General features: G+C 57.6%; 12 protein-coding genes. 9 read left to right on the forward strand and 3 right to left on the reverse strand.

Annotation, left to right across the window (positions count from 1 at the left end):
- The first annotated feature begins 10 nt into the window (after positions 1-10).
- Genes tamA through ACOTW6_RS14960 form a run of 3 tightly spaced genes read left to right on the forward strand, consistent with a single transcriptional unit; the run spans position 11 to position 5,864 of the window.
- Positions 11-1,744 (forward strand): autotransporter assembly complex protein TamA, encoded by a 1,734-nt coding sequence (gene tamA / locus ACOTW6_RS14950; protein WP_047052606.1) that lies wholly within the window; start codon positions 11-13, stop codon positions 1,742-1,744.
- Positions 1,741-5,517, forward strand: coding sequence for an autotransporter assembly complex protein TamB (gene tamB, locus ACOTW6_RS14955; protein WP_121479349.1), 3,777 nt, complete (start codon positions 1,741-1,743; stop codon positions 5,515-5,517). Before tamA ends, tamB begins: the two co-directional genes overlap by 4 nt.
- A gap of 2 nt (positions 5,518-5,519) precedes the next feature.
- Positions 5,520-5,864, forward strand: coding sequence for a gamma-glutamylcyclotransferase family protein (locus ACOTW6_RS14960; protein ID WP_017383925.1), 345 nt, complete (start codon positions 5,520-5,522; stop codon positions 5,862-5,864).
- A gap of 141 nt (positions 5,865-6,005) precedes the next feature.
- On the opposite strand, the gene ppa is transcribed toward ACOTW6_RS14960, so the two are convergent.
- Positions 6,006-6,536 (reverse strand): inorganic diphosphatase, encoded by a 531-nt coding sequence (gene ppa / locus ACOTW6_RS14965; RefSeq protein ID WP_006810347.1) that lies wholly within the window; start codon positions 6,534-6,536, stop codon positions 6,006-6,008.
- 309 nt (positions 6,537-6,845) lie between these two features.
- Between ppa and ytfQ the strand changes: the two genes are divergently transcribed.
- The 5 genes from ytfQ to ACOTW6_RS14990 all read left to right on the forward strand — a co-directional run bounded on the left by ytfQ (position 6,846) and on the right by ACOTW6_RS14990 (position 13,123).
- Positions 6,846-7,802 carry a galactofuranose ABC transporter substrate-binding protein YtfQ gene (gene ytfQ, locus ACOTW6_RS14970; RefSeq protein WP_017383924.1) on the forward strand — a complete coding sequence of 319 codons (957 nt, stop codon included), beginning with the start codon at positions 6,846-6,848 and terminating at the stop codon, positions 7,800-7,802.
- Between the two features lie 132 nt (positions 7,803-7,934).
- Positions 7,935-9,437, forward strand: coding sequence for a galactofuranose ABC transporter, ATP-binding protein YtfR (ytfR, locus tag ACOTW6_RS14975; protein WP_017383923.1), 1,503 nt, complete (start codon positions 7,935-7,937; stop codon positions 9,435-9,437).
- A 10-nt stretch (positions 9,438-9,447) separates the two neighbouring features.
- Complete coding sequence (gene ytfT / locus ACOTW6_RS14980) at positions 9,448-10,473, forward strand: galactofuranose ABC transporter, ATP-binding protein YtfT (RefSeq protein WP_161956914.1); 1,026 nt, start codon at positions 9,448-9,450, stop codon at positions 10,471-10,473.
- Entirely contained in the window at positions 10,460-11,461 is a 1,002-nt protein-coding gene (gene yjfF, locus ACOTW6_RS14985) for a galactofuranose ABC transporter, permease protein YjfF (RefSeq protein ID WP_062932463.1), read from the forward strand. The genes ytfT and yjfF overlap by 14 nt, the downstream gene beginning before the upstream one ends.
- A gap of 93 nt (positions 11,462-11,554) precedes the next feature.
- Positions 11,555-13,123 (forward strand): methyl-accepting chemotaxis protein, encoded by a 1,569-nt coding sequence (locus tag ACOTW6_RS14990; protein ID WP_062932462.1) that lies wholly within the window; start codon positions 11,555-11,557, stop codon positions 13,121-13,123.
- A gap of 36 nt (positions 13,124-13,159) precedes the next feature.
- Here the strand turns inward: ACOTW6_RS14990 and fbp are convergent, their stop codons facing one another.
- On the reverse strand, positions 13,160-14,158 hold the full coding sequence (gene fbp, locus ACOTW6_RS14995) for a class 1 fructose-bisphosphatase (RefSeq protein WP_003856070.1): 999 nt from the start codon (positions 14,156-14,158) through the stop codon (positions 13,160-13,162).
- 179 nt (positions 14,159-14,337) lie between these two features.
- Here fbp and mpl point away from each other — a divergent pair, with 179 nt between their 5' ends.
- The gene (gene mpl / locus ACOTW6_RS15000) at positions 14,338-15,711 is read left to right on the forward strand and encodes a UDP-N-acetylmuramate:L-alanyl-gamma-D-glutamyl-meso-diaminopimelate ligase (protein ID WP_017694649.1); all 1,374 of its coding nucleotides are present in this window, start codon (positions 14,338-14,340) and stop codon (positions 15,709-15,711) included.
- Positions 15,712-15,815: 104 nt separating this feature from the next.
- On the opposite strand, the gene yjgA is transcribed toward mpl, so the two are convergent.
- A complete protein-coding gene (gene yjgA, locus ACOTW6_RS15005) occupies positions 15,816-16,367 on the reverse strand; it encodes a ribosome biogenesis factor YjgA (RefSeq protein ID WP_017383918.1) in 552 nt (183 codons plus the stop codon).
- Between the last annotated feature and the right edge of the window lie 83 nt (positions 16,368-16,450).

Genomic DNA, 16,450 nt, shown 5'->3' on the forward strand with positions numbered 1-16,450 from the left:
AGGAGAAAACGTGACAAAGATCCGCCAGTTATGTTTAGTCAGTTTAATGCTGACCAGCGGGATTGCCAGCGCGGCGAATGTCCGTTTGCAGGTTGAGGGGTTATCCGGGGCGCTGGAAAAAAACGTGCGTGCGCAGCTTTCTACCATCCAGAGCGATGAGGTCACGCCGGATCGGCGTTTTCGCGCGCGCGTGGATGACGCCATCCGCGAAGGCTTAAAGGCGTTGGGGTACTACGAACCCACCATCGATTTCGATTTACGCCCGCCGCCGGCGAAAGGACGCCAGGTGTTGATTGCCCGCGTCTCGCCGGGCGAACCCGTCCTGATTGGCGGCACGAACGTGGTGCTGCGCGGCGGTGCGCGCACGGATCGTGACTACCTGGATCTACTCAGCACCCGCCCGAAAGTGGGCACCGTGCTCAATCACGGGGATTACGATCGTTTTAAAAAATCCTTAACCAGCGTTTCGCTGCGCAAAGGCTACTTCGACAGCCAGTTCAACAAAAGCCAGCTTGGCGTTGCGCTTGAGCGACGTCAGGCATTCTGGGATATCGATTACGACAGCGGCGAGCGCTACCGGTTTGGCGATGTGACCTTCGAAGGATCGCAAATCCGTGACGAGTATCTGCAAAATCTGGTGCCGTTTAAAAAGGGCGACTACTACCAGTCCAGCGACCTGGGCGAGCTGAACCGTCGTTTGTCCGCGACGGGCTGGTTTAACTCCGTGGTGGTGGCGCCGGAATTTGATAAATCCCGTAAAACGAAAGTGTTACCGCTGCATGGCGTGGTCTCTCCGCGCACCGAAAACACCATTGAGACCGGTGTCGGCTACTCCACGGACGTCGGCCCGCGCGTGAAAGCCTCGTGGAAAAAACCGTGGATGAACTCCTACGGCCACAGCCTGACCACCAGCGTCAGCCTGTCTGCACCTGAACAGCAGCTGGACTTCAGCTATAAAATGCCGCTGCTGAAAAATCCGCTTGAGCAATACTACCTCGTGCAGGGCGGCTTTAAGCGTACCGATTTGAACGATACCGAGCAGGACTCGACGACGCTTGCGGTATCACGCTTCTGGGATCTCTCCAGCGGCTGGCAGCGCGCCATTAACCTGCGCTGGAGCCTCGACCACTTTACCCAGGCAAACGTCACCAACACCACCATGCTGCTTTATCCGGGCGTGATGATCAGCCGTACCCGCTCGCGCGGTGGCCTGATGCCGACCTGGGGCGATTCTCAGCGCTACTCCATCGATTATTCCAACACCGCCTGGGGCTCCGACGTAGACTTCTCCGTCTTTCAGGCGCAAAACGTCTGGATCCGCACGCTGTACGACAAACACCGCTTTGTGATGCGCGGTAATCTCGGCTGGATCGAAACCGGTGATTTCGAACGCGTCCCGCCGGATCTGCGCTTCTTCGCCGGGGGCGACCGCAGCATTCGCGGGTATAAGTACAAATCGATCTCACCTGAAAACGACAAAGGCCAGTTGACCGGGGCGTCAAAACTGGCGACCGGCTCGCTGGAGTACCAGTACAACGTCAGCGGCAAATGGTGGGGCGCGATGTTCGTTGACGGCGGTGAAGCGGTGAACGATATCCGCCGCAGCGATTTCAAAACCGGCGCGGGCGTAGGCGTGCGCTGGCAGTCACCGGTCGGGCCCATCAAGCTCGATTTCGCCGTTCCGGTGGGCGATAAAGATGAACACGGTTTACAGTTCTACATCGGTCTGGGGCCTGAATTATGAGTTTATGGAAGAAGATAAGCCTCGGGGTGCTGATTTTTATCGTATTACTGCTCGGTACGGTGGCGTTTCTGGTGGGCACCACCACGGGCCTGCATTTGCTGTTTAACGCCGCGAACCGCTGGGTGCCGGGGCTGGAAATCGGCCAGGTAACGGGCGGCTGGCGCGATCTGCGCCTGAAAAATATCCGTTATGAACAGCCCGGCGTGGCGGTGAACGCGGGCGAGTTTCATCTGGCGGTCAAGCTCGGCTGCCTGCGGGACAGCCAGCTGTGTGTAAACGATCTGTCGCTAAAAGACGTTAACGTGGCGATAGATTCCAAAAAAATGCCGAAGTCCGAGCCTGTCGAAGAAGAGGACAGCGGCCCGCTGAACCTCTCCACGCCGTACCCGATTGCGCTCTACCGGGTCGCGCTGGATAACGTCAATATCAAAATCGACGATACGACGGTATCCGTGATGGATTTCACATCCGGTCTGCGCTGGCAGGAGAAAAACCTCACCCTGACCCCAACCTCCCTGCAAGGGCTGCTGATTGCGCTGCCGAAGGTGGCCGACGTGGCGCAGGAAGAGATCGTCGAGCCGAAGATCCAGAACCCGCAGCCGGAAGAAAAACCGCTGGGCGAAACGCTGAAAGATCTCTTCTCGAAACCAGTTCTGCCGGAGATGACCGACGTGCATCTGCCGCTGAACCTCAATATCGAAGAGTTTAAAGGCGAGCAGTTGCGTCTGACCGGCGATACCGATCTGACGGTCTTCAACATGCTGCTTAAAGTCAGCAGTATCGACGGCAACATGAAGCTCGACGCGCTGGATATTGATACTAACCAGGGATCGGTCAACGCCTCAGGCAATGCGCTGCTGCGCGACAACTGGCCGGTAGATATTACGCTGAACAGCGCCCTGAACATCGATCCGCTGAAAGGCGAAAAGGTGAAGGTGAAAGTCGGCGGCGCGCTGCGCGAGAAGCTGGAGTTCGGCGTGAACCTCTCCGGACCGGTGGATATGGTGCTGCGCGGGCAAACCCAGCTGGCAGAGGCCGGTTTACCGCTCAACCTTGAGGTGGTCAGCAAGCAGCTTTACTGGCCGTTCACCGGCGAAAAACAGTTCCAGGCTGACGATCTGAAGCTGAAGCTAAGTGGCAAAATGACCGACTACACGCTGTCGTTCCGCACGGCAGTGAAGGGGCAGGGGGTACCGCCCGCCGATATCACCCTGGATGCGAAGGGTAACGAGTTGCAGGTTAACCTCGACAAGCTGACCGTGGCGGCGCTGGAAGGAAAAACCGAGCTGACCGCGCTGCTCGACTGGCAGCAGGCGATCAGCTGGCGCGGCGAGCTGACGCTGACCGGGATCAACACCGCTAAAGAGGTCCCGGACTGGCCGTCAAAACTGGATGGCCTGATCAAAACCCGCGGTAGCCTGTACGGTGGCACCTGGCAGATGGACGTGCCGGAACTCAAGCTCACCGGCAACGTGAAGCAGAACAAAGTCAACGTAGAGGGCTCGCTTAAGGGCAACAGCTATCTCCAGTGGGTGATCCCGGGCCTGCACGTGGCGCTGGGTCGCAACACGGCGGATATCAAAGGCGAGCTGGGCGTGAAAGACCTCAATCTGGATGCCACCATCGACGCGCCAAATCTCGATAACGCCCTGCCGGGTCTTGGCGGCACGGCGAAGGGGTTAGTGAAGGTTCGCGGTACGGTGGAGGCGCCGCAGCTGCTGGCGGACATCACCGCCAATAACCTGCGCTGGCAGGAACTTTCTATTGCCCGCGTACGCGTCGAGGGGGACGTGAAATCCACCGATCAGATCGGCGGAAACCTGGATCTGCGCGTGGAGCGTATCTCTCAGCCGGACGTGAACATCAGTCTGGTCACGCTGGCGGCAAAAGGTAACGAAAAGCAGCACGATCTCCAGCTACGCGTGCAGGGCGAGCCGGTCTCCGGGCAGCTGCACCTGACGGGCAGTTTTGACCGCCAGGCGACGCGCTGGAAAGGCGTGCTGGATAACACCCGCTTCAGCACGCCAGTCGGCCCGCTGGTGCTGTCGCGGTCTGTCGCGCTGGATTACCGCAACGCGGAGCAAAAGATCAGCATTGGGCCACACTGCTGGACCAACCCGAATGCTGAGCTGTGCGTGCCGCAGACCATTGATGCAGGCGCGGAAGGACGCGCGCAGATCAACCTCAACCGTTTCGACCTGGCGATGCTGAAACCGTTTATGCCGGAAACCACCCAGGCCAGCGGGGTCTTCAGCGGTAAAGCGGACGTCGCGTGGGACACCACCAAAGAGGGACTGCCGCAGGGCAGCGTTACCCTCTCCGGGCGTAACGTGAAGGTGACGCAGGAGGTCAATGACGCGCCGCTGCCGGTGGCGTTCGACACCCTGAATGTGAACGCTGACCTGCGTAACAATCGTGCGGAACTGGGATGGCTGATCCGCCTGACCAACAACGGTCAGTTTGACGGACAGGTGCAAATTACCGATCCGCAAGGGCGGCGCAATCTCGGCGGCAACGTCAATATTCGCAACTTCAACCTGGCGATGGTGAATCCGATCTTCTCGCGGGGAGAAAAGGCGGCGGGGATGCTCAGCGCCAACCTGCGTCTGGCGGGGGATGCGCAAAGCCCGCAGCTGTTTGGCCAGATGCGGTTAAACGGCGTGGACATTGACGGTAACTTTATGCCGTTCGATATGCAGCCAAGCCAGCTGGCGATGAACTTTAACGGCCAAAGCTCAACCCTCAGTGGCTCAGTGCTGACGCAGCAGGGACAAATCAACCTGAGCGGTGACGCAGACTGGAGCCAGCTCGACAACTGGCGCGCCCGTATTGCGGCCAAGGGCAGCAGGGTGCGTATCACGGTACCGCCGATGGTGCGCCTGGACGTGTCGCCAGACGTGGTCTTTGAGGCAACGCCGAGTCTCTTCACCCTGGACGGCCGTGTTGACGTACCGTGGGCGCGCATCGTGGTTCACGAGGTGCCGGAAAGCGCGGTTGGCGTCTCCAGTGATGAAGTTATGCTCAATGAAAATCTGAAACCTGTTGAACAGAAGAGCGCTGGCATACCGATCAATAGTAATCTTATCGTGCACGTGGGGAATAACGTGCGTTTGGACGCGTTTGGGCTGAAGGCGAGACTCACGGGTGACCTGAAAGTGGCGCAGGATCAACAGGGACTTGGCCTCAATGGACAAATCAATATTCCTGAAGGGCGCTTCCATGCCTACGGTCAGGATTTGATTGTGCGTAAAGGCGAGCTGCTGTTCTCCGGTCCACCGGATCAGCCGGTACTCAATATCGAAGCGATCCGTAACCCGGACGCCACCGAAGATGATGTGATTGCGGGCGTGCGCGTGACGGGCTCCGCCGATGAACCTAAGGCAGAGATCTTCTCTGACCCGGCCATGTCGCAACAGGAAGCGCTCTCTTACCTCCTGCGCGGCCAGGGTCTGGATAGCCAACAGGGCGATGGTGCGGCAATGACATCAATGTTAGTCGGTCTGGGGGTTGCACAAAGTGGTCAGGTTGTGGGTAAAATCGGCGAGACGTTTGGCGTAAGCAATCTGGCGCTGGACACTCAGGGCGTGGGTGACTCTTCGCAGGTAGTGGTCAGCGGCTATGTACTGCCGGGTCTACAGGTAAAATATGGCGTGGGGATCTTTGACTCACTGGCTACACTCACGTTACGTTATCGCCTGATGCCTAAGCTATATCTGGAAGCAGTGTCCGGCGTAGACCAGGCACTTGATCTGCTCTATCAGTTTGAGTTTTAGCAATGCGAATATTTGTTTACGGCAGTTTACGAACCAGGCAAGGCAACAGCCACTGGATGACCAACGCCCAGTTGCTGGGAAATTACACAATCGAAAACTACCAGTTGTACAGTCTGGGCCACTATCCAGGCGCGGTTCCGGGGAACGGAACGGTACAGGGTGAGGTTTATCGTATTGATAATGCTACGCTGGCCGAACTTGATGCCTTGCGCACCAGGGGCGGTGAATACGCTCGCCAGTTGATCCAGACGCCTTACGGCAGTGCATGGATGTACGTGTACCAACGTTCGGTTGACGGGTTAACGTTGATTGAAAGCGGTAACTGGTTAGACAGAGACCAGTTCTGAAAAACGACAACGCCACCGTAAGGTGGCGTTGTCGTTTTGCGCCTCTTGCTGATTGTAGGCCCGTGCAAGCGTAGCGCCGCCGGGTGCATCGACAGGCACAAAAAAGCCCCGACGCGCGGGGCTTAGTCTCAGCAGTAAGAATTACTTCTTAGCCGCACGCTCGAAAGAGGCGATGATTTCTGCTTTCGCCGCTTCTGCGTTATCCCAGCCTTCAACTTTAACCCATTTGCCTTTTTCGAGATCTTTGTAATGCTCGAAGAAGTGGGCGATCTGCGCTTTCAGCAACTCTGGCAGGTCGTTCACATCTTTAATGTGATCGTACTCTTTGCTCAGCTTGGTGTGCGGTACGGCAACCAGTTTCGCATCTTCACCCGCTTCGTCAGTCATTTTCAGCACGCCAACAGGACGGCAGCGAATGACGGAGCCTGGCTGCAATGGATATGGCGTTGGGACCAGTACGTCAACCGGGTCACCGTCCAGAGACAGAGTGTGGTTGATGTAGCCGTAGTTGCACGGATAGAACATGGCGGTAGACATGAAACGGTCAACGAACAGCGCACCGGTGTCTTTGTCGATTTCGTATTTGATTGGATCTGCGTTGGCCGGGATTTCGATCACAACGTAGATGTCTTCTGGCAGTTCTTTACCCGCAGGGACGTTGAGTAAGCTCATGTCGGTGTCCTTTAAAATGGATGGTAAACAAGTGGCAGGTATTATAGCCAACTGGCGCTGAAAGTCTCCGCCTGTTTTCGTCTTCTCTCCCTCGCGCCTTCACTTTTCAGACTGTTTCCATGACAGGATAATCCATAAACTCAGCCGCATTTTAAATGTTGAAATGAAAGCGATTACAAACTTGTGATTAACGTTTTATTCACTTTTCTGAAGTGTGATGTAACGCAATCCGTAACATATTCGATTGGCTATAGTTCATCCGCGGAACATCTTTTAACCAACAATAATCTACCCTACGAGGACGTTCATATGTGGAAGCGCTTACTTCTTGTTACAGCAGTTTCGGCAGCCATGTCGTCTATGGCGATGGCCGCACCTTTAACCGTTGGATTTTCGCAGGTCGGATCTGAATCCGGCTGGCGCGCCGCTGAAACGAACGTGGCGAAAAGTGAGGCCGAAAAGCGCGGTATTACGCTGAAAATCGCCGATGGTCAGCAAAAGCAAGAGAACCAGATTAAAGCGGTGCGCTCGTTTATCGCTCAGGGCGTGGATGCCATCTTTATTGCCCCGGTTGTCGCCACGGGCTGGGAGCCGGTGCTGAAGGAAGCCAAAGATGCTGAAATTCCGGTCTTCCTGCTCGACCGTTCCATCGACGTAAAAGACAAATCTCTCTATATGACCACCGTCACCGCCGATAACGTGCTGGAAGGCAAACTGATTGGTGACTGGCTGGTGAAGCAGGTGGATGGCAAGCCGTGTAACGTGGTTGAGTTGCAGGGCACCGTCGGGGCGAGCGTGGCTATCGACCGTAAAAAAGGTTTCGCGGAGGCCATCGCCAAAGCACCAAACATTAAGATCATCCGTTCTCAGTCCGGCGACTTCACCCGCAGCAAGGGTAAAGAGGTCATGGAAAGCTTCATCAAGGCAGAAAATAACGGCAAAAATATCTGCATGGTTTACGCCCACAACGACGACATGGTGATCGGCGCCATCCAGGCCATCAAAGAAGCGGGCCTGAAGCCGGGCAAAGATATCCTCACCGGCTCGATCGACGGCGTACCGGACATCTACAAAGCGATGATTGACGGCGAAGCGAACGCCAGCGTGGAGCTGACGCCAAATATGGCGGGCCCGGCATTCGATGCGCTGGAGAAATTCAAGAAGGACGGCACCCAGCCTGAGAAGTTGACCATCACCAAATCCACGCTCTACCTGCCGGACACGGCGAAAGAAGAGTTAGAGAAGAAGAAAAATATGGGCTACTAAGCCCTCGCCCCCTCACCCTAGCCCTCTCCCCGGAGGGGAGAGGGAAAAGGGCGGGTTGGGCAGAAAATTAAAGATGGGCACGACATAGTCCCCTCTCCCCTCCGGGGAGAGGGTCAGGGTGAGGGGGAAACCATGACCACCGAACAACACCAGGAAATCCTCCGCACAGAGGGCCTGAGTAAATTTTTCCCTGGCGTTAAGGCGCTGGATAACGTTGATTTCAGCCTGCGGCGTGGGGAGATCATGGCGTTGCTCGGCGAAAACGGGGCGGGGAAGTCGACGCTGATTAAAACCCTGACCGGGGTCTATCACGCCGATCGCGGCGCTATCTGGCTGGAAGGTAACGCTATTTCGCCCAAAAACACCGCGCATGCGCAGCAACTGGGGATCGGCACGGTCTACCAGGAAGTGAACCTGCTGCCAAACATGTCGGTAGCGGATAACCTGTTTATTGGCCGCGAACCCAGACGCTTTGGCCTGCTGCGCCGCAAAGAGATGGAAGCGCGCGCCGCGAAGCTGATGGAATCGTATGGCTTCTCTCTCGACGTGCGCGAACCGCTGAACCGTTTTTCCGTGGCGATGCAGCAGATCGTGGCTATCTGTCGCGCTATCGATCTCTCGGCGAAAGTGCTGATCCTCGATGAACCCACCGCCAGCCTCGATACCCAGGAAGTGGAGATGCTTTTTACCCTGATGCGCCAGCTGCGTAATCAGGGCGTCAGCCTGATTTTCGTGACGCATTTCCTCGATCAGGTTTACGAGGTGAGCGACCGTATTACGGTGCTGCGCAACGGCAGCTTTGTCGGCTGCCGGGAAACCCGCGAGCTGCCGCAGATAGAGCTGGTCAAAATGATGCTGGGCCGCGAGCTGGAGACCAACGCGCTTCAGCGCGCGGGCCGTACGCTGCTGAGCGAAAAACCGATCGCCGCGTTTCACGATTACGGCAGAAAAGGGACCATCGCGCCGTTTAACCTCGAGGTACGCCCCGGTGAAATTGTGGGTCTGGCGGGGCTGTTAGGCTCCGGGCGCACCGAAACCGCCGAAGTCATCTTCGGGATCAAACCTGCCGACAGCGGAACGGCGCTGATCAAAGGCAAACCGCAAACGCTACGTTCACCGCATCAGGCGTCGTGCCTCGGCGTGGGCTTCTGTCCGGAGGACAGGAAAACGGACGGGATTATTGCCGCCGCCTCGGTGCGGGAAAACATCATTCTGGCGCTACAGGCCCAGCGCGGCTGGCTGCGTCCGATCCCTAAGCGCGAGCAGAACGCGATTGCCGAGCGCTTCATCCGCCAGCTCGGTATACGTACCCCGAGCGCGGAACAGCCCATCGAGTTCCTCTCGGGCGGTAATCAGCAGAAGGTGTTGCTCTCTCGCTGGCTGCTCACCAAGCCGCAGTTCCTGATCCTCGACGAGCCCACGCGCGGTATCGACGTGGGCGCGCACGCCGAAATCATCCGGCTTATCGAAACGCTTTGCGCCGACGGTCTGGCGCTGCTGGTGATCTCGTCTGAGCTGGAGGAACTGGTCGGCTATGCCGATCGCGTCATCATCATGCGCGATCGCAGGCAGGTGGCAGAGATCCCGCTGGATAAACTGTCGGTTCCGGCGATCATGAATGCCATCGCGGCGTAAGGAGTCAAATGTGATGTCCCGTTCTCTTTCGCAAACTGGCGAAGCGAAGCGCCGCTTCAGCTGGCCGACCGGCACGCCGCAAATCGTGGCGCTGCTGCTGGTGCTGCTGGTGGATAGCCTGGTGGCTCCGCATTTCTTTCAGATCGTCGTGCAGGATGGCCGCCTGTTTGGTAGCCCGATCGACATCTTAAACCGTGCCGCGCCCGTGGCGCTGCTGGCGATTGGTATGACGCTGGTCATTGCCACCGGCGGGATCGACCTCTCCGTCGGTGCGGTAATGGCGATTGCGGGCGCCACCGCCGCCTCGATGACCGTCGCCGGGCACAGCCTGCCGGTGGTTCTGCTGGCCGCGCTGGGCTCCGGTGTATTAGCCGGGCTATGGAACGGTATTCTGGTTGCGGTGCTCAAGATCCAGCCGTTTGTCGCGACGTTGATTTTGATGGTGGCCGGGCGCGGTGTGGCGCAGCTTATCACCTCCGGTCAAATCGTTACCTTTAACTCCCCGAGCCTGGCGTGGATCGGCAGCGGTAATTTTCTGTTCTTCCCGACGCCGGTGATCGTCGCGCTGGTGACGCTGGTGGTGTTCTGGCTTTTCACCCGCAAAACGGCGCTCGGGATGTTCATCGAAGCGGTGGGGATTAACATTCGGGCCGCGAAAAACGCCGGGGTAAATACGCGGCTGATGGTGATGCTGACTTACGTGCTGAGCGGCGTCTGTGCTGCGATTGCCGGGGTGATCGTGGCCGCCGATATTCGCGGAGCGGATGCCAATAACGCCGGACTCTGGCTCGAGCTGGATGCGATCCTCGCGGTGGTTATCGGCGGTGGATCGCTGATGGGCGGACGTTTTAATCTGCTGCTCTCGGTGGTGGGGGCGTTGATTATTCAGGGTATGAATACCGGTATTTTGCTCTCCGGGTTCCAGCCGGAGCTGAATCAGGTCGTCAAAGCGGTCGTGGTGCTTATCGTACTTATCGTGCAGTCGCCGCGCTTTATCACTCTCATTAAGGGGTTCCGCGGTCATGATAAAACGTAATTTGCCGTTAATGATCACGCTGGGCGTGTTCGTGCTGGGGTACCTCTACTGCCTGACCCAGTTCCCGGGCTTCGCCTCCACGCGGGTGATTTGCAACATCCTGACCGACAACGCCTTTTTAGGCATTATCGCCGTCGGCATGACGTTTGTGATCCTCTCCGGCGGGATCGATCTCTCCGTTGGGTCGGTGATCGCCTTTACCGGCGTGTTCCTTGCCAAGGCGATTGGCTTCTGGGGGATTTCGCCGCTGCTGGCTTTTCCGCTGGTGCTGGTCATGGGCTGCGCGTTCGGCGCCTTTATGGGGCTTTTGATCGATGCGCTGAAAATCCCGGCCTTTATCATCACCCTCGCCGGGATGTTCTTCCTGCGCGGCGTGAGCTATCTGGTGTCGGAGGAGTCAATTCCGATTAACCATCCGATCTACGACACGCTCTCCAGCCTGGCGTGGAAAATCCCCGGCGGGGGGCGCCTGAGCGCAATGGGGCTGCTGATGCTGGGCGTGGTGGTGATCGGGATCTTCCTCGCCCACCGTACCCGGTTTGGTAACCAGGTTTATGCCATTGGCGGCAGCGCCACGTCCGCGAACCTGATGGGAATTTCCACGCGCAGCACGACTATCCGCATCTACATGCTTTCGACCGGGCTGGCCACCCTCGCGGGGATTGTTTTCTCGGTTTACACCCAGGCAGGCTATGCCCTGGCGGGGGTGGGCGTTGAGCTGGATGCTATTGCCTCGGTGGTGATTGGCGGTACGCTGCTCAGCGGCGGAGTGGGGACAGTCCTCGGCACGCTGTTTGGCGTGGCGATCCAGGGGCTGATTCAGACCTATATCAACTTCGATGGCACGCTCAGCTCCTGGTGGACCAAAATCGCCATCGGCATTCTGCTGTTTATTTTTATCGCGCTTCAGCGCGGCCTGACGGTGCTGTGGGAGAACCGCCAGAGCTCACCTGTTACCCGGGTGAATACCTCTGTAACAGAGCGATAACATGCTGAAATTGCTTAAACTCTAAACATTTTCCGGTAGCGGCCGATACTCTTTTTTTATGCCCAGAAATATCTCGCTACCGGAAATAACATCATGCTTAAAACGCTATCGATTCGTACCGGCTTGCTCTCTTTACTGGCCGTTATGACCCTTCTGCTGCTGATTGTCAGCGGCATCGGCATTTATGCCCTTACACAAAGTTCCGCTTCTCTCCAGCGCATCAATCATCTTCAGGGTGAACAGATGGTGCAGCTGAATGCCGGCTATACGCTGATCCTGCGCGCGCGAAACGAAGCGGGGCAGGCCGTCCGCATGATGGAGGTCGGCCTGCTGGACGATGCGGCCAGGGCGGTCAAAACCATTAACCAGGAAGTGGCGCTGGCACAGAAAACGCTGAAGGACGTGATCGGCAGCGGCGTGGCGGATGAGCAGGGGCAAAAGCTGCTGGATAACGTCGCCGCGAGCCTGGCGGTGTACAACCAGCAGGGTATCAGCCCGATGCTGAAAGCCCTGAACGAGCAAAGCGCGGACAGCTATTACGATCTGCTGGAAAACAAGCTGGTCCCGGTGGCGAAGCAGTTTGATAACGATATGCAGGCGTTCCAGGCATGGAGCGAGGCGCGCGGTAAAGCGGAGGTGGGCGCCGTGCAGGCGAGTAAAACCCGCGTGCTGATCCTGATTATCGTCGCGGCGCTGCTGACGGCTGGCATTATCGTGCTGGCCTGGCTGGTGCTGCGCCATATGCTGCTCAAGCCGCTTTCAGCCTCGATTGCCCAGCTGGAACATGTGGCGGCCGGGGATTTAACCCATACCCTGAACGCGCCAGCGAGCCAGGAATTTAATCGCCTTAACGCGGCGATCGAAGGGATGCGCCAGTCGCTGATGGACTCGGTTCTGCGGGTGCGTGAGGCCAGCTCGCAGATTGATACCGGCAGCCGCGAGCTGACGGCCGGGAATATGAACCTGGCCCAGCGCACGGAATCCACCGCCACCTCGCTGGAGCAGACGGCCGCCAGCATGGAAGAGATCACCGCCACGGTGAAACTTAACGCCGATAACGCCGAGCAGGCGCACCAGCTGGCGAAGTCGGTCTCCGATACCGCCGATCACGGCAGCGAAATGGTCTGCTATGTCATTGAGAAGATGCGCGACATCTCCGGCAGCTCGGCGCGCATCGCCGATATCCTGAGCGTCATCGACGGCATTGCCTTCCAGACCAATATTCTGGCGCTGAACGCCTCCGTTGAAGCGGCGCGTGCGGGTGAGCAGGGGCGAGGTTTTGCGGTCGTGGCGGGTGAGGTGCGTAATCTCGCCAGCCGCAGTGCTGATGCGGCGAAAGAGATCCGCTCGCTTATCAGCGATTCGCAAACCCACGTGAACGAGGGCAGCGAGCTGGCGCAGCAGGCCGGTGAGACGATGGACGAGATCGCCACCGAAGTACTGCGTATGACCAAACTGATGCGTGAAATTGCGACGGCGTCTCAGGAGCAGAGCCGCGGTATTGAGCAGGTGAATATCGCCGTCAACCAGATGGATGAAACGGCGCAGCAAAATGCGGCGCTGGTCCAGCAATCATCTGCGGCAACACGTTCCCTGGAGGAGCAGTCGCGCGAGCTGATGGAAGCGATGGCCTCCTTCAAGCTGACGACGCAAACGGCCTGAAAAAAAGGGAGCCTGCCTGGCTCCCCTTTCTACGCGTTACGCGTCCGGGAATTCGCGGATCATGCGTTCAACGTCATCCACCATATGGCGGTTGCCGACGAAGAATGAACGGCGCTGGTGCAGGCTTTCCGGCACGATATCCAGAATACGCTCTTTACCGTCGCTCGCCTTGCCGCCTGCCTGTTCGGCCAGGAACGCCATCGGGTTGCACTCGTACAGCAGACGCAGTTTTCCGTCCGGGTGGCTGGCGGTGCTTGGGTAGAGGTAAATACCGCCCTTCAGCAGGTTACGGTGGAAATCCGCCACCAGCGAGCCAATGTAGCGCGAGGTGTACGGGCGCTGGGTGGCTTTATCCTCTTCCTGGCAGAATTTGATGTACTTCTTCACGCCGTTCGGGAATTTGATGTAGTTGCCTTCGTTGATGGAGTAGGTGTTGCCCTTCTCCGGGAAGCGCATACGCTCCTGGCACAGGCAGAACACGCCCAGGGACGGATCGTAGGTAAAGGCATGTACGCCGCAGCCGGTGGTGTACACCAGCATGGTGGACGAGCCATACACCACATAACCGGCAGCAACCTGTTTACTGCCCGGTTGCAGGAAGTCTTCTTCCGTCACCGGCGTGCCAACCGGCGTGACGCGACGGTAGATGGAGAAAATCGTACCGACAGAAACGTTAACGTCGATGTTGGAGGAGCCGTCCAGCGGATCCATCAGAACAACGTATTTCGCGTGTTCACACCCTTCGAATACGACGATCTCATCTTCTTCTTCAGAGGCGATACCCGCAACGATGTCGCGCGCGCGCAGTGCAGCTTTCAATTTTTCATTGGCGAACAGGTCGAGTTTCTGCTGAACCTCACCCTGAACGTTCTCGGCACCGCTGGCACCCAGGATATCGACCAGACCGGCCTTGTTGATATCGCGGTGGATGATCTTAGCGCCCAGCTTTATTGCCGACAGCAAAGCAGTGAGCTCACCCGTAGCATGAGAGAACTCGTGCTGCTTCTCGACAATAAATTCACCTAACGTTTTCATAACACTTTCCCTGCATCTTATGTTGAGTAAAGCGGTTGATGTCCAACAATCTTAACAAACATTCAAATATTAGCGCAGAGGTGAATCGCGCCAGCAAAATACGGATTTACCTGAAATGCGTTTCACAGCCGCTGACATGTGAGTAAAATGTGCGCCACATTGAAGAAGGATAGTGACGTATGCGCATTCATATATTGGGGATTTGTGGCACTTTCATGGGCGGACTGGCAATGCTGGCGCGCTCGCTGGGCCATGAAGTGACAGGTTCGGACGCCAATGTGTATCCGCCGATGAGCACGCTGCTCGAGAAGCAGGGAATTTCTCTGATTCAGGGATATGACGCCAGCCAGCTGGAGCCGCAGCCGGATCTGGTGATCGTGGGTAACGCCATGACCCGTGGGAATCCATGCGTTGAAGCGGTGCTGGAACGCAATATCCCGTACATGTCTGGCCCGCAGTGGCTGCATGATTTTGTCCTGCGCGACCGCTGGGTTGTCGCCGTTGCCGGGACGCACGGCAAAACCACCACCGCCGGTATGGCGACCTGGATCCTCGAAGCCTGCGGCTACAAGCCGGGCTTCGTGATCGGCGGCGTACCGGGGAATTTCGACGTCTCCGCGCGTCTGGGCGACAGCCCGTTCTTTGTGATTGAAGCGGATGAATACGACTGCGCGTTCTTCGACAAGCGCTCCAAGTTCGTGCATTACTGCCCACGCACGCTGATCCTCAACAACCTTGAGTTCGATCACGCGGATATCTTTGACGACCTGAAAGCGATTCAGAAACAGTTCCACCATCTGGTGCGCATTGTTCCGGGTCAGGGCCGCATTATCCTGCCGGAGAACGACATCAACCTGAAGCAGACTATGGCGATGGGGTGCTGGAGCGAGCAGGAGCTGGTTGGCGAGCAGGGGCACTGGCAGGCGAAAAAGCTCAACGCGGATGCCTCCGAATGGGAAGTGCTGCTCGACGGTGAGAAAGTGGGCGAGGTGAAGTGGGGCCTGGTGGGCGAGCACAACATGCACAACGGCCTGATGGCGATCGCCGCGGCGCGTCACGTGGGCGTACTGCCTGCGGATGCCGCCAATGCGCTGGGCTCGTTTATCAACGCCCGTCGCCGTCTGGAGCTGCGCGGTGAAGCCCACGGCGTGACGGTGTATGACGATTTCGCGCACCACCCAACGGCCATTCTGGCGACGCTTGCCGCATTGCGTGGCAAAGTTGGCGGCACCGCGCGCATTCTGGCCGTGCTGGAACCGCGTTCGAACACCATGAAAATGGGCATCTGCAAAGACGATCTCGCACCGTCCTTAGGGCGTGCCGACGAGGTCTTCCTGCTGCAACCGCAGCATATTCCGTGGCAGGTGGCCGAAGTGGCAGACGCCTGCATTCAGCCGGCGCACTGGAGTGCGGACGTGGATGTCTTAGCGGATATGGTGGTGAAAGCCGCACAGCCTGGCGATCACATTCTGGTGATGAGCAACGGTGGGTTTGGTGGGATCCATCAGAAGCTGCTGGACGGTCTGGCGAAGAAAGCCGCGGCCGCAGAGTAAAAAAAGCCCGGTGGCGCTAGCGCTTACCGGGCCTACATTTTTTCGCACGACCTTGTAGGCCGGATAAGGCGTTTACGCCGCCATCCGGCGCAAACCCGCACAGATTACTCTTCGTTCTCAGACAGCTCGCGCAGATACTGGAAAATCAGGCGCGCAGACTTCGGCGGCTTATTCCCTTCTTTCTCTTTCTTCGCGTTGCGGATAAGCGATCGCAGCTGCTGGCGGTCGGCATTCGGCCACAGGTTCAGCACTTCAGGTACCGCGTCATCACCTTGGTCGATCAAACGATCGCGGATCTGCTCCAGCTTATGGAACAGCGCAACCTGCTGATTGTGGCGGTTTTTCAGTTTGTCCAGCGCCTGACGGATCGGCTCCACGTCGCGCTGACGCAGCAGTTTACCGATAAGCTGAAGCTGGCGGCGACGCCCTTCTTTCTTGATTTTCTGTGCCAGTTCAATGGCATCACGCAGATCCTGGTCGAGCGGGATCTTATCCAGCGCGTTTTTACCCAGTTCTACCATTTCTGCGCCAAGCTGTTTTAACTCTTCGGCGTCACGTTTAATTTCACTTTTACTGACCCAGATGATCTCATCATCTTCGTCTTCGATGTCATCACCGGGAACGTCGTCGAGCCAGTCTTCGGGCTGCTTAGTCATGTCAGGCTCCTTAAAAAAAGAGGCTAATGTTACCAGTTAAGACGCGCACTGAAAAACGGTTCTCTGTTAGACTTCACTTAACT

It is taken from the genome of Enterobacter cloacae complex sp. IR5403 (genome assembly GCF_049238705.1).
Taxonomy (GTDB): Bacteria; Pseudomonadota; Gammaproteobacteria; order Enterobacterales; family Enterobacteriaceae; genus Enterobacter; species Enterobacter hormaechei_C.

Coding starts and splice junctions, on each gene's coding strand:
- tamB (WP_121479349.1), top strand. CDS start 1,741: ATGAGTTTATGGAAGAAGATAAGCCTCGGGGTGCTGATTTTTATCGTA.
- ACOTW6_RS14960 (WP_017383925.1), top strand. CDS start 5,520: ATGCGAATATTTGTTTACGGCAGTTTACGAACCAGGCAAGGCAACAGC.
- ppa (WP_006810347.1), bottom strand. CDS start 6,536: ATGAGCTTACTCAACGTCCCTGCGGGTAAAGAACTGCCAGAAGACATC.
- ytfQ (WP_017383924.1), top strand. CDS start 6,846: ATGTGGAAGCGCTTACTTCTTGTTACAGCAGTTTCGGCAGCCATGTCG.
- ytfR (WP_017383923.1), top strand. CDS start 7,935: ATGACCACCGAACAACACCAGGAAATCCTCCGCACAGAGGGCCTGAGT.
- yjfF (WP_062932463.1), top strand. CDS start 10,460: ATGATAAAACGTAATTTGCCGTTAATGATCACGCTGGGCGTGTTCGTG.
- ACOTW6_RS14990 (WP_062932462.1), top strand. CDS start 11,555: ATGCTTAAAACGCTATCGATTCGTACCGGCTTGCTCTCTTTACTGGCC.
- fbp (WP_003856070.1), bottom strand. CDS start 14,158: ATGAAAACGTTAGGTGAATTTATTGTCGAGAAGCAGCACGAGTTCTCT.
- mpl (WP_017694649.1), top strand. CDS start 14,338: ATGCGCATTCATATATTGGGGATTTGTGGCACTTTCATGGGCGGACTG.
- yjgA (WP_017383918.1), bottom strand. CDS start 16,367: ATGACTAAGCAGCCCGAAGACTGGCTCGACGACGTTCCCGGTGATGAC.